This is a genomic window from Jeotgalibaca porci (assembly GCF_011299095.1).
Lineage (GTDB): Bacteria > Bacillota > Bacilli > Lactobacillales > Aerococcaceae > Jeotgalibaca > Jeotgalibaca porci.
Genome location: NZ_CP049889.1, coordinates 149,957 through 171,802 on the forward strand (window position 1 = coordinate 149,957; position 21,846 = coordinate 171,802).

22 protein-coding genes, 2 pseudogenes and 1 riboswitch are annotated in these 21,846 nt (G+C 39.6%); of the genes and pseudogenes, 3 read left to right on the top strand and 21 right to left on the bottom strand.

The annotated features are described in order from the left end of the window. Nucleotides 1-74 precede the first annotated feature (74 nt). The 5 genes and pseudogenes from G7058_RS00890 to G7058_RS00910 form a co-directional block, all read right to left on the bottom strand. The gene (locus tag G7058_RS00890; RefSeq protein ID WP_166061781.1) at nt 75-560 is read right to left on the bottom strand and encodes a putative periplasmic lipoprotein; all 486 of its coding nucleotides are present in this window, start codon (nt 558-560) and stop codon (nt 75-77) included. A 68-nt stretch (nt 561-628) separates the two neighbouring features. Then, nucleotides 629-1,030 (bottom strand): annotated as a pseudogene (locus G7058_RS00895) (IS1595 family transposase); the annotation flags it as partial. A gap of 131 nt (nt 1,031-1,161) precedes the next feature. After that, complete coding sequence (locus G7058_RS00900; RefSeq protein WP_166061782.1) at nt 1,162-2,931, bottom strand: family 43 glycosylhydrolase; 1,770 nt, start codon at nt 2,929-2,931, stop codon at nt 1,162-1,164. A 122-nt stretch (nt 2,932-3,053) separates the two neighbouring features. Further along, nucleotides 3,054-4,565, bottom strand: coding sequence for a glycoside hydrolase family 43 protein (locus tag G7058_RS00905; protein ID WP_166061783.1), 1,512 nt, complete (start codon nt 4,563-4,565; stop codon nt 3,054-3,056). A gap of 137 nt (nt 4,566-4,702) precedes the next feature. Then, nucleotides 4,703-5,257 carry a tyrosine-type recombinase/integrase gene (locus G7058_RS00910; protein WP_166061784.1) on the bottom strand — a complete coding sequence of 185 codons (555 nt, stop codon included), beginning with the start codon at nt 5,255-5,257 and terminating at the stop codon, nt 4,703-4,705. Between the two features lie 573 nt (nt 5,258-5,830). Between G7058_RS00910 and G7058_RS00915 the strand changes: the two genes are divergently transcribed. Continuing rightward, entirely contained in the window at nt 5,831-5,935 is a 105-nt protein-coding gene (locus tag G7058_RS00915; RefSeq protein WP_227004514.1) for a putative holin-like toxin, read from the top strand. Nucleotides 5,936-6,179: 244 nt separating this feature from the next. Here G7058_RS00915 and G7058_RS00920 read toward each other — a convergent pair whose 3' ends face one another. From G7058_RS00920 to G7058_RS00950, 7 genes are all read right to left on the bottom strand, one after another. Continuing rightward, nucleotides 6,180-6,392, bottom strand: coding sequence for a helix-turn-helix domain-containing protein (locus tag G7058_RS00920; protein ID WP_166061786.1), 213 nt, complete (start codon nt 6,390-6,392; stop codon nt 6,180-6,182). 11 nt (nt 6,393-6,403) lie between these two features. Further along, nucleotides 6,404-6,949, bottom strand: coding sequence for a DUF2975 domain-containing protein (locus G7058_RS00925; RefSeq protein WP_166061787.1), 546 nt, complete (start codon nt 6,947-6,949; stop codon nt 6,404-6,406). Nucleotides 6,950-7,085: 136 nt separating this feature from the next. Beyond that, entirely contained in the window at nt 7,086-8,144 is a 1,059-nt protein-coding gene (locus G7058_RS00930; RefSeq protein WP_227004459.1) for a M42 family metallopeptidase, read from the bottom strand. Nucleotides 8,145-8,225: 81 nt separating this feature from the next. Further along, nucleotides 8,226-9,191, bottom strand: a complete 966-nt coding sequence (locus tag G7058_RS00935) for a TIGR01212 family radical SAM protein (RefSeq protein WP_227004460.1) — start codon at nt 9,189-9,191, stop codon at nt 8,226-8,228. 54 nt (nt 9,192-9,245) lie between these two features. Continuing rightward, on the bottom strand, nt 9,246-10,250 hold the full coding sequence (locus G7058_RS00940) for an ornithine cyclodeaminase family protein (protein ID WP_166061789.1): 1,005 nt from the start codon (nt 10,248-10,250) through the stop codon (nt 9,246-9,248). A gap of 203 nt (nt 10,251-10,453) precedes the next feature. Beyond that, nucleotides 10,454-11,281 (bottom strand): aldo/keto reductase, encoded by an 828-nt coding sequence (locus G7058_RS00945; protein ID WP_166061790.1) that lies wholly within the window; start codon nt 11,279-11,281, stop codon nt 10,454-10,456. A gap of 130 nt (nt 11,282-11,411) precedes the next feature. After that, the gene (locus G7058_RS00950; RefSeq protein WP_166061791.1) at nt 11,412-12,332 is read right to left on the bottom strand and encodes a DMT family transporter; all 921 of its coding nucleotides are present in this window, start codon (nt 12,330-12,332) and stop codon (nt 11,412-11,414) included. 72 nt (nt 12,333-12,404) lie between these two features. Between G7058_RS00950 and nth the strand changes: the two genes are divergently transcribed. After that, nucleotides 12,405-13,010 (top strand): endonuclease III, encoded by a 606-nt coding sequence (gene nth, locus G7058_RS00955; protein ID WP_166061792.1) that lies wholly within the window; start codon nt 12,405-12,407, stop codon nt 13,008-13,010. Nucleotides 13,011-13,062: 52 nt separating this feature from the next. Here nth and G7058_RS00960 read toward each other — a convergent pair whose 3' ends face one another. Then, nucleotides 13,063-13,809, bottom strand: a complete 747-nt coding sequence (locus G7058_RS00960) for an amino acid ABC transporter ATP-binding protein (RefSeq protein WP_166061793.1) — start codon at nt 13,807-13,809, stop codon at nt 13,063-13,065. Continuing rightward, nucleotides 13,806-15,418 (bottom strand): annotated as a pseudogene (locus tag G7058_RS12035) (ABC transporter permease subunit). Before G7058_RS12035 ends, G7058_RS00960 begins: the two are co-directional and overlap by 4 nt. Before the next feature lie 78 nt (nt 15,419-15,496). Then, a riboswitch (Lysine riboswitch) is annotated at nt 15,497-15,644 on the bottom strand. A gap of 136 nt (nt 15,645-15,780) precedes the next feature. Here G7058_RS12035 and G7058_RS00975 point away from each other — a divergent pair. Further along, on the top strand, nt 15,781-16,407 hold the full coding sequence (locus G7058_RS00975) for a glycosyltransferase family 32 protein (RefSeq protein ID WP_264372319.1): 627 nt from the start codon (nt 15,781-15,783) through the stop codon (nt 16,405-16,407). 193 nt (nt 16,408-16,600) lie between these two features. On the opposite strand, the gene G7058_RS11955 is transcribed toward G7058_RS00975, so the two are convergent. The 7 genes from G7058_RS11955 to G7058_RS01005 form a co-directional block, all read right to left on the bottom strand. After that, nucleotides 16,601-16,723: a hypothetical protein gene (locus tag G7058_RS11955; protein WP_264372320.1), complete on the bottom strand. Its 123-nt coding sequence runs from the start codon at nt 16,721-16,723 to the stop codon at nt 16,601-16,603. Nucleotides 16,724-16,902: 179 nt separating this feature from the next. Then, nucleotides 16,903-17,244: a hypothetical protein gene (locus tag G7058_RS00980; RefSeq protein WP_166061796.1), complete on the bottom strand. Its 342-nt coding sequence runs from the start codon at nt 17,242-17,244 to the stop codon at nt 16,903-16,905. Between the two features lie 187 nt (nt 17,245-17,431). Further along, on the bottom strand, nt 17,432-18,373 hold the full coding sequence (locus G7058_RS00985) for a magnesium transporter CorA family protein (protein WP_166061797.1): 942 nt from the start codon (nt 18,371-18,373) through the stop codon (nt 17,432-17,434). Between the two features lie 140 nt (nt 18,374-18,513). After that, nucleotides 18,514-19,359: a VOC family protein gene (locus G7058_RS00990; RefSeq protein ID WP_166061798.1), complete on the bottom strand. Its 846-nt coding sequence runs from the start codon at nt 19,357-19,359 to the stop codon at nt 18,514-18,516. A 21-nt stretch (nt 19,360-19,380) separates the two neighbouring features. Continuing rightward, nucleotides 19,381-20,199 carry a metallophosphoesterase gene (locus tag G7058_RS00995; protein WP_166061799.1) on the bottom strand — a complete coding sequence of 273 codons (819 nt, stop codon included), beginning with the start codon at nt 20,197-20,199 and terminating at the stop codon, nt 19,381-19,383. Nucleotides 20,200-20,278: 79 nt separating this feature from the next. After that, a complete protein-coding gene (gene ybaK / locus G7058_RS01000) occupies nt 20,279-20,779 on the bottom strand; it encodes a Cys-tRNA(Pro) deacylase (RefSeq protein ID WP_166061800.1) in 501 nt (166 codons plus the stop codon). A gap of 67 nt (nt 20,780-20,846) precedes the next feature. Next, nucleotides 20,847-21,776, bottom strand: coding sequence for a manganese-dependent inorganic pyrophosphatase (locus tag G7058_RS01005; protein WP_166061801.1), 930 nt, complete (start codon nt 21,774-21,776; stop codon nt 20,847-20,849). Nucleotides 21,777-21,846 lie beyond the last annotated feature (70 nt).

Below are 21,846 nucleotides of genomic sequence, written 5' to 3' on the forward strand. Positions count from 1 at the left end.
ATTAGGCTCTGTTAGACTAAATTGTTGTTTTATTCTAAAAAATAAGGTAGTCGAGTTAGACTACCTTATTTAACTTACTTTATCTTATAAATTCCTTCACGATTTTCAATTGTTATCTCATCAGTTGTAATTATATTAGATGAATCTTTTTCCTCTACCTGCAACTTAACTTTAAACTCTATCACTGTTCCTTCAACCCACGAAACCTCTGCAAATAATCCAAGTTCCACTGGTTCACCTGAATTAACAATTTCTTTTAGGGGACCACTTTCTGGAGCTACAAAGCCTTCAAACTGTTTATCGTGTCCATTATTTTCTAATATCCAATGATACTGTATGTCCTTATCGTATTCACCAGTTAATTTAGATGTTAGATTTATTGGCATTCCACTAAATGTGGTAGAATCACCATTAGCAATTATTTTAACATTTAAAGTATTCTCATTATTTTTTATCGAGACCTCGTTTGATACAGTCTCTTTACCTTCTGATTTGCTTTGACAGCCTACTAAAGTAAATATCATTGTACTTATTATTATCAGTGTTACAATTTTTTTCATAAAATTACCTCCTTTTATATAAAACATTATACACTTTTCTAATCATTTATATAACAAATTTTAACAATTTATATAAATACAGTTTTTCGTTCCTTGTATCCCTTGATTTGGGTGTCCACAAATGGTATCACACTATGAATTAGCATATTTTTTGTCCGAATAATATCCTTTTCATCATTGAAGGTCTCAAGCCACTTGTACCAAGACATATAATTCAGCAAGAATTTACTTGATACACCCTTAAATTTATACATCCAAATCTTTAACTTACTATGTAAACTATTTATATGATTGATGTGATAGATACCGTTTTTATGACGACCTCTCTTTATCATTTTATGGTCTAAATTAAGGTCTTTAGCGAATTGAATGTATGATTTATGACTATCAGTACAAATGATAGCATTATTATCTATATGACCATCATAAAGGCTCTCAAGGTCATTGTGAGTTATTCTGCCAGTGCATAAGGAATTTGAGCTGACTCCTCGTCAATTTCAACAACAAAACCTTTAAAAATCTGATTTTGATTGATCCTTTGCAACCCGTGATTCAAAAAAACAGCCCGTGAGTATTTAGTCTCACAGGCTGTTTTTACGCTTTATTTTACCTTTACTTTTACTTGCACCAAAGATAACTCAGGATTGACATCCATTGCTTCCGTCATTCCCAAAATTGGCTGTCCATCTACATCAAAATGTACCCGCCGGATACCTGAAGAACGGGGAGCATCGATACCTGGACGTGCATGATAAGTGTTCCAGGTATTGCCTTCTTCATCTTCTACATAAGCATTGTGTCCAGGTCCAAATTCTCCTGGAACATTCAGAGAAGTCAACAATGGGTAATTTGATTTTTCCCAGACCGCTGGATTGAGCAAGTCACTGCCAACTTTGGCTTTTAGATACCCCACACAATAGCTACTGTCGACAGCTGCGCCGGAAATGGTTAAGTAGATGTCTTCTCCTCGATACAAGGCATAGGGACCTTCATCGACAAAGGTATGATTATTGTCCCATCCATAATCTGGTTTTGCTAAGACTACTGGTTCTGTCAATAATTGCCACGGTTGATCAGGATTGAGCTCCGCAAAATAAATCCACGCACCTAAGTCCACTGGGAAAAACTGACGTTGCGACCAAGCGGCATAGATTCGGCCACTATCTTTAATCACCGTCATATCCAAAGTGATGCCTCCTGTAATCAAAGGCGATCCATCTGCTTTTACGACTTTTTGCGGTCGCTGCCAATCAGCTAGCACCAAGGGATTGCCGCCTTCTTTCAAAGCCATTACGTGGGATTGTTCCTCTTCAAAAGGACCTGGTGTTGCCCCGTGGAAAATATACAAACGATCATTAATAATATGAAATTCTGGTGCCCACAAGAGATTGGCAATTTCAGGGTACATCTCGCTATCCAAAATCTTCATCTCTTGGGCAGTAACTAACTCAGCAATCGTCTTGGCTTTACGGATATAGAGGCTACGGTTATCATCATAATCATTCGTGGCAATAAAGTAGTATTCCCCTTGCCATTTGCCGATACAAGGATCCGCGCGATAAGTCGCAATCGGGAAAGAAAAATGTTCCTGATGCACTTGACCCTTTGCTACAAAAGCTTTTTCAGTAGCACTTGCTGGTAAATCAAACCAATCAATTCCGGCTTGGCGACTCGAGCCATCACTATAGCGCAAGGTTGCTTTCATCGTGGTAAGTTCTTCCATGTTTTCAACAACGACTTCATCCGGTAAGTCCACAGCGATATTATAGGGTGTTATCAATTTTTTTTGTAAATAGTCTCCTTGTTCCTCACTAATGGTCAAACTATTCCTCGGAATTGCCCCTTCAATATCCGTTGCTACTTCCAAAAGTGGTTGCCACTGAATGGCAACCTTTTTAGTCTCATCCACATGATCTAAGCTTGGGGTCGTCACTTGATAAGCCTGATCACAGCTATCTAACCACCGGATTTGATACCCTTCATCCGTATAAGCCAATTGAACATCCATCAGAGGCATTTCACTTAGGTGGAGCAAAGGTAGTTCTTGATACTGAATAAAGTTTTCCGTTTCAAAAACTAAAATGCTACCCACACTGGTTTCATCCAACGTTCCATCGGCATTTACCCGAATCCCGATGATGTAAAATTTCTCTTTTCCCTGACAAATCCAAGTTTTTTTAAGGGCTTTTGCTACTAAAAACCCATCTGGTAAAGAATGTGCTTTGGCAAACAAGACCCCAAAGTTTTGATTTAATGGCTGAAACACTCCTGATTCATCTGCCAATGCTAAATGCATCGCCAATCCCAGCCGAGTATCATAAAGCTCTGTTTCTTTAGCTTCTCGTTGATAATTCAATAATTGATAACTCATAATAGCCTCCTAAATATAATAATTGCGAGTAGTTTGATTAGTGGTCCACACACCAATTTTCAAACCCATTCTGTTGCAGGTTCTTTGCACCAATTTCCGTTCGAGAATAGATTTCTATCAAATTATTGCAAATAATCAAATTGAGAAAAACGAGCTGAACCATTTATTTCTTTTGTGGCCCAGTTAAATAAGGCGTATCTACAACCTGTGAAGTATTCAATGTCAAACGCTACATGATGAGGTGAGCCAATTTGGATATCCTCATAAAAGAAGCGGATCGTGTCGATTTGATCTTTAAAGTTGGCTTCTACTTTAAAAGTAATCTGGCTCGGATCAATCACTGGCATCTTTTTTATTTCCTTATAAAGGACCCGCTCACTCTCTTGTTTGGTGGCTGATTGGTAAACAACAAAATATTCATTATTCTCCAGCGTTACGCCTATGAATGCATATTGGTATTGTAATGCTGCAATGCCGGCTATGTCTCCTTCTTTGAGCGCTGAAGCATCCACCGTGACTTCTGCGGCAGATGACGGGAATAACATGCGTTGCGTCAACATATTATGAGCCTGTGTAAATTCCTGCTGAACGGATTTGTTAGTTATTTCAATGTAGCCTTCTTCATAATTGACAGAGTAACCGTCTAAATGCGGTTCATGGTTAAATTGCCAGAATGATTGCAGACCATGTAAGAGCGGTGTTTTAGTCTTAAAGTCATCACTACCAAATAACGGTGTATACATATAATTTTCCTTAGTACTGGTAACACTAAATTTAGCCGGTATCTTCTTGTTCTCTCCGATAACAGGGTATTTATCCTTCCAAGAAAGTGGCGCTAACACAGGAACCCTTCCCACTGCTCCTCGGTCCTGAAAAAGAATCGCATACCATTCCCCTTCCGGCGTATCGACAATCCCGCCTTGAGCAACTCCTTGATTATGATAGTCGATATCGTCATTCACGATATCACCACCGGTAAAGGTTCCCATTAAAGAATGAGACATAAAACAAGCTTGTGTGCGCTTCCATTCGTGCGGTAACGAATGAATCAGAAAGACATAATAATGGCCATTTATTTTATAGAAATGCGCACCTTCATACGCCAAGCGTTGGTTGCCCTCTTCCGACACGATGATACGATGCAACCCGCCTTCTTTGGGTCCGGATAAATCTTCTTCAAGTTCGGTTAACCAAATCTGTCTATTTCCGTATACAATATACACTTTGTCATCGTCATCAAAAAACAGTGACGAATCATGATAAAAGCCTTTAATTTCAGTCTTTGTCCATTTCTCTTCAAGCGATGCCGTTCGGTAAAGATATGTTTTTTGCGTGTCATTCGCTGCGAAAACTACGTAAAATTGGCCCTTATGGTAACGTAAGCTCGCTGCCCACATGCCTTTACCATAAATATTTTCGCCCTCTTCTAATCTTTGCGCTTTCGTACTATCAAGCTGATCGTAAACATAACAAGCATGCTCCCAATTCACTAAATCATAAGATCTTAAAATCTCACATCCTGGGATAAAATACATTGTCGTAGAAACCATGTAATACGTATCCCCTACTCTAATTACATCGGGATCCGGATAGTCAAGCGGTATAATCGGATTCTTAACTGTCTCTTTAGTCATTCATTTGCCTCTTTCCATCGTTGTGTAGAACTATAACTATTATCGGATAGTGACTCAGTAATGTCAATTGCCTCTCATAATAAAAACAGCCGTATTCCCTATTGTAGCAAGGAATACGGCTGTTTTATATTTTATTATTAGAATCCCATATCAACGGTTGCATAAACTTTGTTGATGCTTTCTTGCGTAATTCCGATATACCGTAAGGTTACCGCCTGGGATGAGTGTTGAAAGATTGTTTGCAGTAGGCTGATATCCACCCCCTGCTTATATGACCAGTAACCAAAAGTCTTACGTAACGAGTGAGCGCTTAAAGGGGTCACACCGATCATGTCACCAGCATAGGAAATAATCCGATGCGCTTGCATCCGTTGAATCGCCTGCTTGGGATTTTTTTCAGAAAAGAATAGATAGTCTGATGGTTTCAAATTCTCACTTTTTACATACACTTTTATTGACTGCCGAAGTTTGGGATGCAAATATAGCATCTTCTTCTTTTTTGTCTTTTTTTCCTGAACCCAAACGAAATCTTGTTTATGAACATCCTTCACTTTTAAATCGAGGATATCGCTAATCCGTAATCCTGTTCGTAAACCGAATTCCAGAAGTAGGCGTTTTTTGGATTCAGCCGGATAGACTGCCATTAATTTTTTAATTTGCTTTTTTTGTTTAATCGGATATGTAAAATTCACTTTTGTCTATCCCTTCATTATTTAGTTTTGACTTGTGAATTAATGAGCTTTCTGTCCCTCTTGCATGAGATACCTCTAAAAGAGGTAAAAAGGATGGTTGAAAACGCTTTTGTTAACTAATTAACAATTTCAGTGCTTTTAGTGTACCACTTTACCCTATGGTATAGCAACGTTTAATAGGATACACAATTGTAATTGTGTATCCTGTTCATTAAAACGTGTTTTAAGGCGATTTCAAAATTAATCATGAGTATTCACCCGCGAAACGTTCTTAAAATGCGTTATTTCGTTTTGACTATAAAAAACATGAAAAATCACAAAAAAATAGCCCGAGAAAATTCTCGAGCATCATTTAGAAGATGAAAAAATACTTCCCTCTCTTTTTCAATATAAAACTCCTCTATTAAATGACGATAATTATTGCTTAAAATCGAAATGCAACAGCAATTGTTTTTGGGATTGAAATGGTATAATAAATAAGCGAGAAGTTGATGGCGGTGGCTATCTTAACAAAGGAGGTGGTGCCTATGGGATTAGGTGCTGAATCTGATGAAAGGAGATGCCTTTTTGGAAGTGCAAGAAGCGATCCAGCTGATGCTTGGCTTTGGGACCTTTGTGGTCACACTGCTGACATTTATACTGGCGCTTATCAAGCATAATAATAACCAAAAAAAATAACCGCACAGACTTTGGCCGAGTCACGGTTATTTTTTAAACTATAACGAAGCCACCGTCTTAAACGGCTTGCACCGAGAGTCCTGTTAGCGCAGGGCTCTCTTTTCTTATTTATTATACCAAATATTTAGATTGTTCGCAATTTTATCGGCATTAGCTTCGAAATACCATCAACGAGTTTATTCCCTCGTTCATCGAACGCCGAAAGTTTTCTCAAAATAAAAGTTTCTTGAAAGCCACTCTTTTTTTATTTATCATCCGGAAAATATTCTAATATATCTCCTGGTTGGCAATCCAAAGCACGGCAAATATTTTCTAAAGTCGAAAAGCGAACAGCGACTGCTTTTCCGTTTTTTAATTTTGATAAATTCACATTCGTGATGCCAACCTCATCTGCCAAATCCTTTAGTAGTATCTTTCGGTCAGCCATGACACGATCCAATCGAACAATTATCGGCATAAAACCCCTCCTTAGACGACATCATCGGACAAGTTTTGTAATTCAATCCCGTAATTAAATATTTCAGAGACGACATATAAAATAACTCCCATGATAAATCCTGACCCAAAACCGAAATTAAGATTATATCCATCAACTGAAATCACGCCTAATACGAAAGAATGAACAAGCGGAAGAATAATATCAGAAATCATCAGAGTCAGACTAATCCGTTTGATTATCTTTACGAAATTAAAATCAAAGGGGCGTTTACCATCTGCCAACCACTTGAAAGCAGCTGAGCCTGCGAGCAGAACAAAAATTGTAACGGCTTGGGTGATTGGAATCATCGTAAAAGCAGCGATTTGCCGTTCCGCTTCAGTAATACCTATCGCCCCCTTGCTGCCTCCCATAGAAAAGAGCGTGATGTCCGGGCTGTTATATGTAAAAGAGAGAGTAGTTGTTCCAGAAACATACGTATACACACTATAGACAACCGCAACGAAAATAAAGATAGAAAAAATCTGTAATGCATAAGCGTTTATTCTGCAAAAATTTCGAAACCGCGATAGATTCATTTTCCTCACTCCAATTATAGATTAACTCTATTATAGAGTTTTTTTATCCTAAATCAACTATAAATTATCGAATTACGATAATTTATAGCGGAATTAAAAGACCAAGCAAATAAAATGCTATGGTCTTTCAGTAGTGTTATTGAATGTAGGCTTTGATTAATTTATACGTATTTTCTAAGGCATCGATATGCGTCCGCTCCATACCATGGCTACTTGCGACACCCGGCCCAATTAATGCGGCACGAATATTTGCTCCACCACCAAGTGCAGCAGAGGCGTCGCTTCCGTACATCGGATAAATATCAACGGCATAGTTCAAATCTTGTTCTTTTGCCATTTCAATCAAGTGAGTCGTCATTGCATAATCATACGGACCTGATGAGTCTTTCGCACAAATCGACACATCAAATTCTGTACACTCCAGATCCAGACCGATACAACCCATATCAACAGCCAATAATTCCGTAATTTCTTCCGGAATCCAAGCTGCCCCATGACCTACTTCTTCGTATGTTGAAAAAATGAAGACCAAATTTGTCGCCGGTTCAATCTTTTCTTCTTTTAACGTTCTTAAAATGTTCACTAAGACAGAAACGGAGGCTTTATCATCCAAGAAACGTGATTTGATAAAGCCTGATTCCGTCACAACTACTTTAGGATCGTAGGCAATAATGTCACCGTTTTGAATACCCAGCTTTTTCACGTCTTCTTTATTTTTTACGCGCTCATCAATCTTAACGACTAGATTGTCGATATCACGCTCTTTTGTTGAAGCATCCTTAAAAACGTGAATGGAAGGCGTATTTGAAAGAATCGTTCCCGTATAAACCTTTCCATCACGTGTAATGACGTCACAGTACTCGCCATCCAACGTTGGTGTCAAAGGACCACCTAACTTAGTCAGAGCAAGCGTCCCATCGCTGTTAATCGAGCGAACCATTAATCCTAATGTATCAATGTGTGCACTGAGGCCGCGCGTTATGCTTGCGTCCTTTCCATCTACATACACCATTATGTTTCCTTTTGGTGTTTTCACAGTCTCATAACCGATTTCTTCCAGCGTTTCTTGGAGAAAAGCAGTCGCATTTTGCGTATAACCAGTCGGGCTATTTATAGATAGTAATTGTGTTAAAAATGCCAGCGTTTCATCTTTTTTGAACATATTATATTTTGTATGGACAGCCAAATCGCCCATACACTCCTTTCTTTATTAGCGAAACCAAGTATCGCAATTATACCACTAATGAAGCTAATGGGATAAACTAAAAAACAGACCTCAGTTAGAAATCTGTTTTTTCTTCATTGTTTCACTTATACGAATATCATAGATACCTTGATAACTGTCGCGTCGTGCCAGCTCATCATCGATCGCATTCAAAACTTCCCATTTTTTCAGGCTCCACATCGGACCAATTAGCGTGTCACGTGGGGCATCCCCGGTTAAACGGTGGATAATAATATCTTTCGGGATAATTTCCAACTGATCACAAATAAGATTGACATAGGCATCTTTTTCCAGGAATTCTAAACGCCCATAGTGATAGTCCCGAATCATTTTGGTGTTCTTCATCAAGTGGAGAAGGTGTAATTTTACCCCTTGAATATCCGAATCCAAAATCATTCGTTTCGCACTTTCCATCATCATTTCGTGCGTTTCACCCGGCAAGCCGTTAATTAAATGCGTACAGACTGGAATGCTATGCTTTCTTAACTTGGCAACAGCATCCACATACGTTTGATAATCGTGTGCACGGTTAATCATCCGACTTGTCTCTTCATGAACAGTCTGCAGACCTAATTCCACCCACAGATAATACCGTTCATTTAATTCTGCTAAGTATTCAATCGTTTCATCCGGCAAACAGTCCGGCCGCGTCGCAATCATGATACCAACGACGCCCTCTTCGTTTACTACCTGTTCATACCGATGGCGAAGAATCTCAACAGGTGCATGGGTATTGGTAAAGTTTTGAAAATAGGCGATATACTTTGTTGTATGCGGCCATTTTTCATGCATCTTATCGATTCCTTTACGCATTTGAATCGGCAGTGGATCCAAGCGACTTTGTGCAAAGTCTCCCGAACCGGAAACGGTACAAAAGGTGCAGCCACCGTGAGCGACTGTTCCATCCCGATTGGGGCAATCAAAGCCACCATCCAAGGCAACCTTGAATACTTTTTCTCCGAACTGTTCTTTTAAATGTGAATTCCATGTATGATAACGTTTGTTTCCTCTATCCAATTTCCCCACCTCGTGAAAATTATAACATAGAGAATAGAGGTTGGTAATGCCTATTTATTCGTACTCTACAAATGCGTACTCATCGCCCGCTTGGTTGCTGATTGCTTTTTGATAAACTGCTTCCGCCACAGCGACATCCATTGCTCCGGTCCCAATTGGAATACACATAACCAATTCATCAGAGAAATCTGGCATCGTACTCTTACCGACAGCGAGTTCGCCTAAAGTAGTAAAGACATCGTCTTCACTTACTTTCCCTTCACTATTCAAGCGTTTCAATGCCCCTCTATTAAGCGCTTGGTACGGGTGGTCCACTACAAGCTTGTCCATTGATAGAATCATGTCATCGTCTATCTCTTGGAATGATCCCATTGGAAAGACAACCGTGCCTGGTTGCACCCATTTTCTTAGTAAAATAGGTTCTTGTGCATTAGTAACTGTAATAAGAATATCGGCCTGCGCAGCTTTTTCGCCTTCATCCGGTTGGCAGACAATAATATCACCTTTAACATATTCCGCCATATCTTCCGCAAACTTCTCAGCCGTAGAAGCACGGTGATTCCAAACTCTTAATTCTTTAATGTCAAACAAATCCGCAATTGCTTCAATCTGGAAACGAGCCTGCTCCCCTGCGCCGTATAAACCTATACTTAGACCGTCCTTAAAGCCTAAATATTTCAAAGAAACGGCTGTCTGTGCCCCTGTACGTAAGTTACTGATATGTGTGCCTTCCATGACGGAGATAAACTCTCCCATTGCAGGATCCATCAATACAATAAGTGCTGAAATAAAAGGTAACCCTGCTTCTTTCCGCTTGCCAGCTGTGCCACTTACCCATTTCAATCCGGCAATGTCTGAATCGCCGATATACGCCGGCATCGCATTAACAAAGCCTTCATGGTAAGGATAGCCGCCTGTTTCACCTAAGTCTAAGGTAACTTTTGGTGGATTAACGACTGTCTCGTTACCAAATCCTTGGAATGTTTTGTCAATAATTTTATTCGCCTCAGACATTGTAATCAGCTGTTTGATTGTTTTCTCATTTAGTAATTTCGCCATATCATCCATCCTTTTTCATTCATTTATAAGTACTTAAATAAGTCTTTCCTTCATAATAGCATAAAGGAAAGACTTACTTTTGACTGGAAATTTAATTTCTTTAAAGATGCCAATAAGTTTGTATCGGGCCATCCATTCCAAATACAGGATATTGATTAGGCAAGGCGACGCATTGTTTGGATAAGGTTCCTACAATCTCTTTCCTATTCCACCTCTAAGTTATCTAAAAAGGCCATATCTTCCGCATCGATTTCAAAATCAATGTCCGCATTTTCTAAGATATATTTGTCATGGACAGATTTCGGTAAAACAACCATTCCTTTTTGAATCGGGTAGCGGTAAGCAATTTGCGCAACTGTTTTGCCGTATTTATCAGCAATCTTTTTAATAGCTTCATTCTCCAGTAAACGGCCTGTGCCTAATGAAGAATAAGCTTCAATTAGAATATCGTTTTCCTGACAGAATGCGACGATTTCCGGTTGTGTATGACCGATACTAAAGCGAATTTGGTTCACGGCCGGTTTAACACCAGTAGCTTCAATCAACTGTTTCAAATCATCTACATTAAAGTTGGAAACACCGATTGCACGAAGCAAACCTTGTTCTTTCGCCTCAATCATCGCACGCCAGACAGCAACGTTTTCTTTATAAAAGTGTGGACGTGTCGGCTTGTGATTAAAGAAGCGCCATGGTGTCGGACAATGAATCAACATTAAATCGATATAATCGGTATTCAAGTCTTCCAGATCATCATGAATATTTCCCATTGCCTCATGGTAAGACTTAGACTCGCCCCGAACTTTAGAAGTGATGAAAATATCTTCTCGCTTTACACCGCTGGCTTTGATTCCTTCACGGATACCTTTTGCGTTCCCATATCCATGTGCTGTATCGATATGTATATAGCCATTTTTCAAGGCAAATTCAGTCGGATGAACAGCATCAGGTGTTGCTATTTGCCAAGTCCCCAATGCAATCTTCGGTATGGAGACACCGTTATTTAATTGATATGTTTCATGTAGAATTGACATAGAATCCCTCTTTCGCTTTTTAAATGTAAACGCTATATCTTTATTATAAACGTTATCGGCTGTTCTGCAAGAAACTCGAACCATCTTTGAATAAAAAAAGACTGAGACAATGTGTCCCAGCCCGTTATTCCTATATTTGTTCGTTGACCATTTCCACGTATGCTTCCTCTTTGGTAGATGCCAAGAGAAGAACGGCAATCATGACGATGAAAATGCCCAGTATTTCGAAAAAGCCAAAAATTTGTTTGAAAACAACCACCGACAATACGGCTGCCAATAAAGGTTCAAGTGCCGTCATAATACTTGCCAGGGATGGTGTAATATAGCTCAAGCTTGCAAAGTAAGAGATGAAACTTAATGATGTCCCAAAGACAATAATTAACAGCAATAGAATCAAACTATGCCACGTCAATTGGAAGCCTGGTTCTGTAATTGGTGCGACAAACTGAAACGGGATGCTTCCCAGTATCATTCCCCAACCGACAATAACGGTTGGACCAAATTCCGCCAGCAAGGAACGCGGCTGAATGGAATAGAATGCGACAGCCAATGCAGAAGCAATACCAAAGATTAATCCCAACGGAGAAATACTCATGCTCTTCAGATCGCCGTTTGTGACAATTAACAACACTCCGAAGAAAGTAAACAGGACCAAGACGATTTCTCTAAGCGTTGCTTTCTTTTCTCCTGCTAAGACCGTATAGGCATAGACAAAGATTGGGGCAGCGAATTGCAGGATGGTAGCGGTGGATGCATTACCCAACTCAATCCCTTTATAGAAGAAATATTGAACGCCGATCATCCCAAAAAGGGAGAAGATAACTAACTTTAAAGCGGTTTTCCGCTGATAAAATGGCAGTAAAATGTTTTCTTTATTAACAAAAAAGCTGTAACCTAAGATTAATATACCAGAAAATAAAAGACGGATACCAACTAACCATTCCGAAGAAACGGTATAATGAGTAAATAGTGACTGAGCGAAAATACCTGATACGCCCCACATGCTGCCTCCAAAAGCAGCCAATAAAATACCTTTAATACGATTATTCAATTTTTCACCTCATAATTATAAAATCCTGTTCTATGTTATAATTATTTATACAATTTTACAAGGGGGAATTCGATGAATTCTAAGGAAAAATCTCGTGATATATTGGAGCAAATTATTGCTATTTATCCCGATGTAAAAACGATACTAAAATATTCAAATACCTTCGAGCTTTTAGTGGCTGTTATGTTGAGTGCACAAACGACCGACATTGCCGTCAACAAAGTTACCGGGGCGCTTTTTGAACGCTTTCCGACACCGTTAGCGTTTGCTGAGTCTTCTCCCGAAGAGATTGAGCCCTACATCAAGTCGATTGGATTATATCGAAACAAAGCTAAACATCTGTACATCTGTGCAAACCAACTTGTGCGCGATTTTAACAGTGAAGTGCCCAGCAATCGAAAGGACCTTGAATCTCTGGCAGGTGTCGGCAGAAAGACCGCAAACGTACTGCTAAGCGTTGGATTCAATATTCCAGCCTTTCCAGTGGATACACATGTCAGCCGTGTCTGTAAGCATCACAATATCGTTCCGCAAAATGCAACACCATTGGAAATCGAGAAAATCGTAACTGGTATTTTGCCAGAAGAACTGTGGAACCAAGCGCATTACTCCATCATCTTTTTCGGTCGTAATATATGTTCGCCACGTAATCCGAAGTGCGATGAATATTTACATTAATGCTTAAAAAGAGTGCCACCCTCGTCTTTGTAGATGAGGGTGGCACTTTTTATTATTGGAGACCATCTTCTAAAATACGACTTAAGAAAACCTTTGTCCTATCTTCTTTGGGATTATTAAAGATTTGTTCCGGTGCACCTTCTTCAGCGATGACACCTTGGTCCATAAAAATGACATGGTCGGCAACTTCACGGGCGAATTGCATTTCGTGGGTAACAACGACCATTGTTAATCCGGAGTCCGCAAGTTGTTTCATAACCCGAAGCACTTCCCCTACCATCTCTGGATCCAATGCGGAAGTCGGTTCGTCAAATAATAAAACATCCGGCTCCATTGCCAAGGCACGCGCAATTGCGACCCGTTGTTTTTGTCCCCCTGACAGTTGAGAAGGACGGGCATGGATGTAAGCAGCCATACCTACTTCTTCTAGGAAAGAAAGAGCACGTTGTTTGGCTTCCTCTTTCTCAGTTTTCATGACATTCATTTGACCGGTTGTGCAGTTTGTCAGGACATCCAAGTTATTAAAGAGATTAAATTGCTGGAAAACCATTCCAACCTTGGAACGGTATTGAAATAGGTTCATCCCCGGATTTAATATACTTGTACCTCGATAATCAATTTCACCCGTCGTTGGTTTCTCAAGCAAATTCAAACAACGCAGTAAGGTTGATTTACCGGACCCGGAAGAGCCAATCAGACAAATCACTTGGCCTTTTGAAACATTAAAGCTGATATCCTTTAATACTTCACGTTCACCAAATTTTTTGCTGAGGTTACGTATTTCTAAAACTTCACTCATCTGTGTCCCTCCTTACCTTGCGTTGGTGTCTGAACTTGATTTTGATTCCCGCCTACAAGCTGATAATTCTCCGAACCAGCCAGTTTTTTCTCAAAAACGCGTAGGACACGAGTGATTGTTAAGGTCATAACCAAATACATAATGCTCGCCACCGTATAAGGACCGAAGTAGTCAAAGTTGATTCCCGCAACCGTCTTTGTTTGGAAAAACAACTCGGTTACCGAGATAACGTTCAATACAGAGGTGTCTTTAATGTTAATGACGAATTCATTCCCCGTTGCCGGTAAAATATTGCGCCACACTTGCGGAATGACAACTACTCGCATCGTCTGCCAATGAGACATACCAATTGCAGCAGCCCCCTCAAATTGGCCTTTATCGATGGACAAAATACCGCCACGGACGATCTCTGTCATATACGCGCCGGTATTAATCGATACGATAAAAATAGCAGCCCCCGTGCGATCCAAGTCCAAGCCAAATGCAATAGCGGAACCGTAATAGATTACCATCGCCTGCACAATCATCGGTGTTCCTCTGAACAATTCAACGTAGCACGTTGTCACAAAATGAGCGAAACGCAATAGAATGCGGCGTGACTTTCTTTCCGGTTTGGGGATGGTTCTTACAATCCCAAGAATCATCCCAATGAACAATCCGATGATTGTTCCGATAATTGATATATAAATGGTTACCCAGGCGCCTCTTAGAAAAAGGGGGGCATTATTTGAAAATATACTCCATAAATTACTCAAACGAATTCACTCCTTGGTTATTGCGCTGACGGCTGAGTCAAAATTGCCTCTTCCATCAATTTTTGTTGCTCTTCAGCAGATATCCCTTCCAGAATTTCATTAATATCTTCTAGGATATCACTATCTTTTTGAACGCCGATTGCGATTGTTGTGTCTTCCGGATTTGTTTCGAAGCCATCTTCAAATTCAATATAAGTAAAATCTGCATTTGCATTTGAAGCACTAATCGCTTCTGGCATTTCTGAGACATAGCCGTCAATCACACCGGATTGCAATGCAACACGGATAGCTGAGAAATTCTCCATTGCCGTTTGTTTTTTTACGTCTTTTATTTGGTCAATCATATTATAGTGAAAGGTATTTAATTGCGCTGTCACTTTAGCGCCGCTAAAATCAGCCAAGGTTTTTGCATCCGCATAATCGCCATCAGATGCGACGACCATTACAAGTTGGGATTCTAGGTAAGGAATACTGAAATCAATGGTTTGCTTTCTTTCTTCAGTGGGGGACATGCCAGCGATAATCGCATCGATTTTGTCAGATTGTAGCGAAGGCACTAAACCATCCCACTCCGTTTTAACAATGACCAACTCTTTGCCCAAACCTTCTGCAATCTTTTTCGCGATTTGAACATCATAACCACCTGCAAACTCGCTCGATTCGTCTATTGGAACAGCACCGTGACTGTCGTCCAGTTGTGTCCAGTTGAAAGGCGCATAAGCAGCTTCCAAGCCAACTACAAAAGTATTATCTTCCGAACCGGCAGTATTTGTATCTGTCTCTTTAGAGCCACATGCAGCCAAAACCGCTGCTGCGCTAAATAATAAACTTGCTAATTTGAATTTCTTTCTCATTTTTATCCGCTCCTCTTGAAAAAATACAAACAAAAAAACCATGAGCAAAAGGCTCACGGTTTACCGTCCTTTTGCCCCAACATGAACAGCGCATCGATGAATATAATTGGGCATTATATTCTGACAGTGCCATGCTTATTCAGCATGACCCCAGTATCTAAAAGATACTTCGGCGAATTCCCCTTTCGTTTCCTACTGATGGTTTTCGCGGCCTCTAGTTCATATTGACTTTTGTTATGGATGTAACTATAACGCATAATAATATTACTGTCAACTCACTATTTCATGGTATTCTCATAAAGTTGTTATTATTAGTTAATATAAAGCGAATTCGTTATAATGAGAGACATGGAGGGATGAATATGATACCTAAAATCATTCATTATTGTTGGTTTGGTGGCAATCCACTCGGTGAAGCTGAAGAGAAAATGATGGCTACTTGGAAAAAATATTGTCCGGATTACCAGATAATGGTCTGGAATGAAGAAACCTTTAATATTGACGAAATGGGCGATTATGTAAAAGAAGCTTACGAGGAAGAGAAATGGGCTTTTGTGTCTGATGTGGCTCGTTTATTTGCCTTAAAAGAGTACGGTGGTATCTATATGGACACGGATGTCGAAGTACTAAAATCCTTTGATCCACTTCTGCAACAAGACGGCTTCATGGGCTTTGAGATTGAGACTACCATTTCAACAGCCGTAATCGCAGCCAAACCGCACCACCCGACATTTGAACTACTATTTTCTGATTATAAAAATCGGCATTTCAAGAATCCGGATGGGTCATTGGATGAAGAAACCAATGTCGACCGTATAACAGATATATTACAGGAAAAAGGCTTGGAGCTGAATAATGAGTTGCAAGAAGTCATGAACCTTACGATTTATCCCCGGGTTTATTTTTCTCCAAAAAGCTATTGGACACATGAAATTAATGACACCAACGAGACCTATGCCATTCACCATTATTCAGGTTCTTGGTTATAAAAAGAGACATCAAGAGCAGTTTATATACTTCCCCTAAAGTAGACACTTGAAAAAGTAAAACTACTTTAGGGGCTTTTTTATGCGTTCGAATCGAAAACATACAACCGAAAAAGATGACTCTCTCATGGTGGCACAGGGTATTTCCTTCACCAAACCCTAATCACCCAGAAGAACCAAAATCGCCAATCATTACTCACTTTAGAACAAATTGGATAAAATCCTTTGTATCTTGAATCGTTTCGTGTGCATTCCAAGTAGCGTATTTCGCAACAGCTTCGTCAGAAGTATAGGCAAATAAATCCTCGGCGTCAGCCATTGTTATTTTTCAAAGGTTAAGGCTGTACGCTGCAGAGCCTTCGGAATCGCTTATTCTTCAACGGGGAATGTTACGCAGGATATTTTGGATGCAGCCATGTTTGAACGGCTAACTTCATAGCACTGGGTAATACCGAGGAATCTATTATTTATAATCAGTTGGGACAGATAAACCGGCGACTAACTGATTGTAAAACTATTTACATCGAGTTCGACTGCGAAAACTACCGACCAACTGATTGTAAAGCTATTTACATCGAGTTCAACTGGGAAATCCGACGACCAACTGATTGTAAAACTATTTACATCGAGTTCAACTGGGAAATCCGACGACCAACTGATTGTAAAACTATTTACATCGAGTTCAACTGGGAAATCCGACGACCAACTGATTGTAAAACTATTTACATCGAGTTCAACTGGGAAATCCGACGACCAACTGATTGTAAAACTATTTACATCGAGTTCAACTGGGAAATCCGGCGACCAACTGATTGTAAAACTGTTTACAGCGCAATTCATTTGCTAGAGGCCTTTTTCTATAGTTTTAGCCATTACTTCCCAGGTGCCGATTATCACGAACTTGCCTCTGAAAGTTATAAAACCCCATGTTGGGCGAACAAAAAAATGCCATGCATGACAATTATCATACATGACACAATCTATTTTTTATTTACCTGTATGTCCACCGATTCTTGACGTCTCTTTTTTACATATAATCTTTCCGTTTCAACCAGAGAAACACAATAATACTAATCAAAGCTGAAATCCCCAGCATAATCAGAAACGCCCAAGGACTCTTGTCTATCGGCAAATCCACGTTCATTCCCCAGAATGAGCCAATAATGGTAGGAATCGTCAAGACAATGCTGAATGACGTTAGAAATTTCATGATGTTATTCAGATTATTCGAAATAACGCTTGAGAAAACTTCACTTAAATGATCAATCATCTCGGTCGACTCTTTGACCATTATCGATGCTTGGTTGGAGATGACGCGAATATCATGCAGAAATTCCCGCCCTCTTTCATCTTCCGCAAATATATCTTTTTCGTGCATACGCTTAAATAGTTTATGATTTTCAAAAATACCTGTCTCAAAGTAGACTAAATTTTTGTGAATCGCAATGAGTTTGTAAAAGGCTTCATTCTTGGTTGTATTAATAATGTTCCGTTCCATATCGTCAATTGTTCTATCAATATCAGCGATTTTGTCGAGATACGCATTCGTCAACTCCCATAATAAATCCAAAAAGATATGATTTGTTCCCTGCTTGGTTGAGTCATTCGAAATGACTTTTTCTAAAAATGGAACATTACTGGAGCAAACCGTAATCATTTTTTTACCGACAAAAATAATTGAAAGCGGAAGCGTCTCGTACTCACGATAGGCATCAAACCTATATTTCGTATGCGGATACAACACCAACAATAAGGAAACCTTCTCACCTGTTTTCGTTACGACTGTCTCTTGGCGCGGGACTTCATAGTAATCAAATGCATCTGTGACAAAGTCTACTGGAATACCTAACTCATGGGTTAAATAATTAATTTCTTCCTCAGAAGGACTTTCAAAATGTAACCACTCTGCTCTGTGGTAATCCGTGGTTTCCTGGTACAACTGATTGTCATCTATCGTATACCCCTTCATCACACTCACCCTATCATCTGTTCATTTGAATTGAGTATAGCATAAATACAAGTGATTTCAGACAAAAGAGCTTTCCTTGATAACGAACAAAAAAAAGAAGCGGGACTGTAATATCCGCGCTTCTTTCATAATGTGAGAGTCTAACCAACTACTACGCGCATTTCAATGCCGCTGTTGTCTTTTACGATAACAGTGCCGTTTTCTTGCGTGTATGGGTAATTCTTTTCATCCAATCGCTCAACTAAAGCAGTCAGTTCCGCTTCGCTTGGCACTATCCATTCGTAATAAGCCATACCCAACTGACCCGCTATAGGTGCTGGTAATTCTTTACCTGCCCATGTATTTGAACCTAGGTGGTGGTGATAGTCTCCTGAAGCAAAGAATTTCGCTTGTCCTGAGTAATCAGATTTTAATCCTAATGGTATTAACGTTGTATAGAAGTCTTCTGTTCCTTGTAAATCATGGACAGTCAAGTGGACGTGACCCATGATTGTTCCTACTGGCATACCCGCAAATGGCTTCTCAACAGTTCCTAGAACACCCTCTGCATCCATTTGAATGGTAATACCTTCGATACGGCCATCTTCACGACGGTCCCAAACAGATTTTGGCTTATCGACATAGATTTCAATTCCATTTCCTTCTGGGTCGTTAAAGTACAGTGCTTCACTGTAACCGTGGTCGCTTGCACCACCAAGAGGGAATTTATTTAGGAGCAAGTAGTATAAATACTCTCCCAAATCTTGTCTTGTTGGTAATAGAAGTGCCAAGTGGAACAGACCCGCTGTCAATGTTTTCTGTCCTTGCGGATCCACTTTAACCAACTCTACCAACGGTGTTTTTGTTGCTTCGATTCCTAATACTACATTTTCTGAATGTGAATCGAGAACAGTTAAACCAATAACTTTTTGGTAGAACTCACTCATTTTTTCTAAATCTTTAACGTTTAGAACTACTTTGCCTAATTTCCAATCTTTTTCTGTCATACTAATCCTTCTCTCTAAAATTTATAGTGTAAATGTTTCTATTGTATAAGCTAGTTCTGATACCGGATCATCTGTATACCAATGACGCCCATTTCCTAAACAGGCACAATAATAAGTGATAGCATCTTCTACTAGTGTTTTCCTAAAGTGAACGTGTCCCATTACGCTTTTTGTTATGGGGTATTTGTCGTACAGCGTCATATAGCTGCGACTTCCCAAAAATGCGTTGTAATAATCATAGACACGATGTGGGAGAGGGACAATAAATTGTGGATGCGTCACGACATGTGTCATTAAGACGACGCGTTTATCGGCCACTTTTTCCATATCCTTTTCTATCTGAGCCAACATTTCCCGGGAAACGTCTCGATCAGACTTTCCCCAATGAACGTACAAGCGGTCATTCCAACCACCTACCCGGAGTTTCTTAGCTTCAAACTCCTCTTCTGTATACTTGTTACTTGCAAAACCATAATCATACCAGCCAGGATTACCTACGACAGCATACGTATCATTCACAATAAAAGGATTTGCGACGAGTGATTCCTCGCGTTCATTGAATAAGAGATTGATTTTGTTCGTATCGGTCTCTTTATTTCGAATGGACCAATAATCATGATTTCCTGGTACAAAGAGAATCTTAGAAACACGATGATTCTTCATTTTATCAAGAAAGGCGAGTGACTCTCTGTAATCAGAGCTAATGTCCCCTGCAAGCAGTAAGACATCGATTTCGTTATGATACAGGTATTCTGCCAACAACGAATCATAGGATTGGCCCGGAGCAAGTTTACGCTCATTTATGTCAATGTGGATATCGGATAATACCCCGAATTTCAAAATAAACGTCTCTCCTTTCACTTACTAAATAATAGTATATCACATTAATTCGAATTTGGAATACTTTTATTCATACTTCTTAAAAAGAATGTGATTTCATTGTCACAGCGATAAATTTAGCTTGAGTTAAGGCTTGCAAATCGGTTGGTTTCAGTTCGACTTGCAGCCCTCTTCTACCCGCAGAAACAATAACCGTCTCTAACGCTTGAGCCTCTTGTGCCAGAAAAGTTGGATACTGTTTTTTCATTCCAATTGGAGAAGTGCCGCCACGAATGTAACCCGTCGTTTTCTCTAATTCTTCCAACGGCAGTAATTCAGTCCGCTTATTTCCACTGGCGTTTGCTAATAACTTAAAGTTAATTTCAGCGGTCGCTGGAATACATACGACAATCGGCCCGGTTACGTTTCCTACTACTACCAAGGTTTTGAATACTCTCTCGAGAGGGACTTCGCCATTTTTGACCGCGCTCTTTGCATCCAAATGATTTTCACTCCATGCATATTCATGAATCTTATACGGAATTTTAGCCTGTTCTACCATCCGCATGGCATTTGTTTTGTTGATCTTCTTTTTTGCCATTGTCATCACTCCGGAATCTAAAAAAATAGAGAATCAGGTTTCCCTTATTCTCTATTTAGTCAGTTAATTATTTCGTGTATGCCTCAGTTAATTGTGGGACGATTTGTTTTTTACGTGAAACAACACCTTCTAGGAATGCTGTTTGATTTTCGAACGTAACATTAAATGCTGTCTCAGCTTTGTCTGCGCCATTTCCAACAACAAGAAGCGTTGAGTCGCTCTCAACGATGTTCGTAATCATCAAAACAAATAAATCATAATTCTCTGCTGCATTTTCTGCTGTCATTAAGCTTACTAACTCTTCTTGACGTTTTAGGACATCTTGAATATCGACTGTATTTACTTGACCAATGCGGACGGACTTATCACCCATTGGGAATGACTTCGCATCCAAATCCAGTAATTCTTCGCTTGATTTACTATCAAGGTTCGTCCCAGCTTTCAACATATCCATACCATACTCAGCCACATCAACATCTGCAATAGCAGCCAATTCTTTAGCTACAGCAACATCTTCCGGCGTACAGGTAGGAGATTTGAATAACAAAGTATCAGAAATAATAGCAGAAAGCATCAAACCAGCAATTTGTGCTGGAATTTCGATTCCTTTTTCTTGATACATTTTGTAGATAACCGTGTTAGTACAACCAACCGGTTCACTGCGGTAGTATAATGGGTTCGCAGTTTCGAAGTTAGAGATACGGTGGTGATCAATAACGTATTTAATCTCAACGTTTGTAATATCCGTTGCACTTTGTTGGAATTCGTTATGGTCTACCAACGCTACTGCTGAAACTTCATTCGACACCGTATTTACAACACGCGGTGCTTCCCAGTTAAAATGATTCAAAGCAAATGCTGTTTCTTCACTTGGTCCTTCGAATGCAACAGCCTCAGCTTCAACGCCACTTTCATTCAAGTAGTGAGCAAATGATATTGCAGATGTAATCGCATCTGTGTCCGGATTTTGATGACCAAAAACTAATAATTTTTCCATAATTGACCCTCTTTCATCTATCTATATGTATGTATGATATTAAAAAAAAAGGAAAAGGGCAACGAAATTT

Excerpts from the sequence above, each read along its gene's own strand:
- G7058_RS00890 (WP_166061781.1), bottom strand. The coding sequence starts at position 560 with ATGAAAAAAATTGTAACACTGATAATAATAAGTACAATGATATTTACT.
- G7058_RS00900 (WP_166061782.1), bottom strand. The coding sequence starts at position 2,931 with ATGAGTTATCAATTATTGAATTATCAACGAGAAGCTAAAGAAACAGAG.
- G7058_RS00905 (WP_166061783.1), bottom strand. The coding sequence starts at position 4,565 with ATGACTAAAGAGACAGTTAAGAATCCGATTATACCGCTTGACTATCCG.
- G7058_RS00920 (WP_166061786.1), bottom strand. The coding sequence starts at position 6,392 with ATGCCGATAATTGTTCGATTGGATCGTGTCATGGCTGACCGAAAGATA.
- G7058_RS00925 (WP_166061787.1), bottom strand. The coding sequence starts at position 6,949 with ATGAATCTATCGCGGTTTCGAAATTTTTGCAGAATAAACGCTTATGCA.
- G7058_RS00930 (WP_227004459.1), bottom strand. The coding sequence starts at position 8,144 with ATGGGCGATTTGGCTGTCCATACAAAATATAATATGTTCAAAAAAGAT.
- G7058_RS00940 (WP_166061789.1), bottom strand. The coding sequence starts at position 10,250 with ATGGCGAAATTACTAAATGAGAAAACAATCAAACAGCTGATTACAATG.
- G7058_RS00945 (WP_166061790.1), bottom strand. The coding sequence starts at position 11,281 with ATGTCAATTCTACATGAAACATATCAATTAAATAACGGTGTCTCCATA.
- nth (WP_166061792.1), top strand. The coding sequence starts at position 12,405 with ATGAATTCTAAGGAAAAATCTCGTGATATATTGGAGCAAATTATTGCT.
- G7058_RS00960 (WP_166061793.1), bottom strand. The coding sequence starts at position 13,809 with ATGAGTGAAGTTTTAGAAATACGTAACCTCAGCAAAAAATTTGGTGAA.
- G7058_RS00975 (WP_264372319.1), top strand. The coding sequence starts at position 15,781 with ATGATACCTAAAATCATTCATTATTGTTGGTTTGGTGGCAATCCACTC.
- G7058_RS11955 (WP_264372320.1), bottom strand. The coding sequence starts at position 16,723 with ATGGCTGACGCCGAGGATTTATTTGCCTATACTTCTGACGAAGCTGTT.
- G7058_RS00980 (WP_166061796.1), bottom strand. The coding sequence starts at position 17,244 with ATGAATTGCGCTGTAAACAGTTTTACAATCAGTTGGTCGCCGGATTTC.
- G7058_RS00985 (WP_166061797.1), bottom strand. The coding sequence starts at position 18,373 with ATGAAGGGGTATACGATAGATGACAATCAGTTGTACCAGGAAACCACG.
- G7058_RS00990 (WP_166061798.1), bottom strand. The coding sequence starts at position 19,359 with ATGACAGAAAAAGATTGGAAATTAGGCAAAGTAGTTCTAAACGTTAAA.
- ybaK (WP_166061800.1), bottom strand. The coding sequence starts at position 20,779 with ATGGCAAAAAAGAAGATCAACAAAACAAATGCCATGCGGATGGTAGAA.
- G7058_RS01005 (WP_166061801.1), bottom strand. The coding sequence starts at position 21,776 with ATGGAAAAATTATTAGTTTTTGGTCATCAAAATCCGGACACAGATGCG.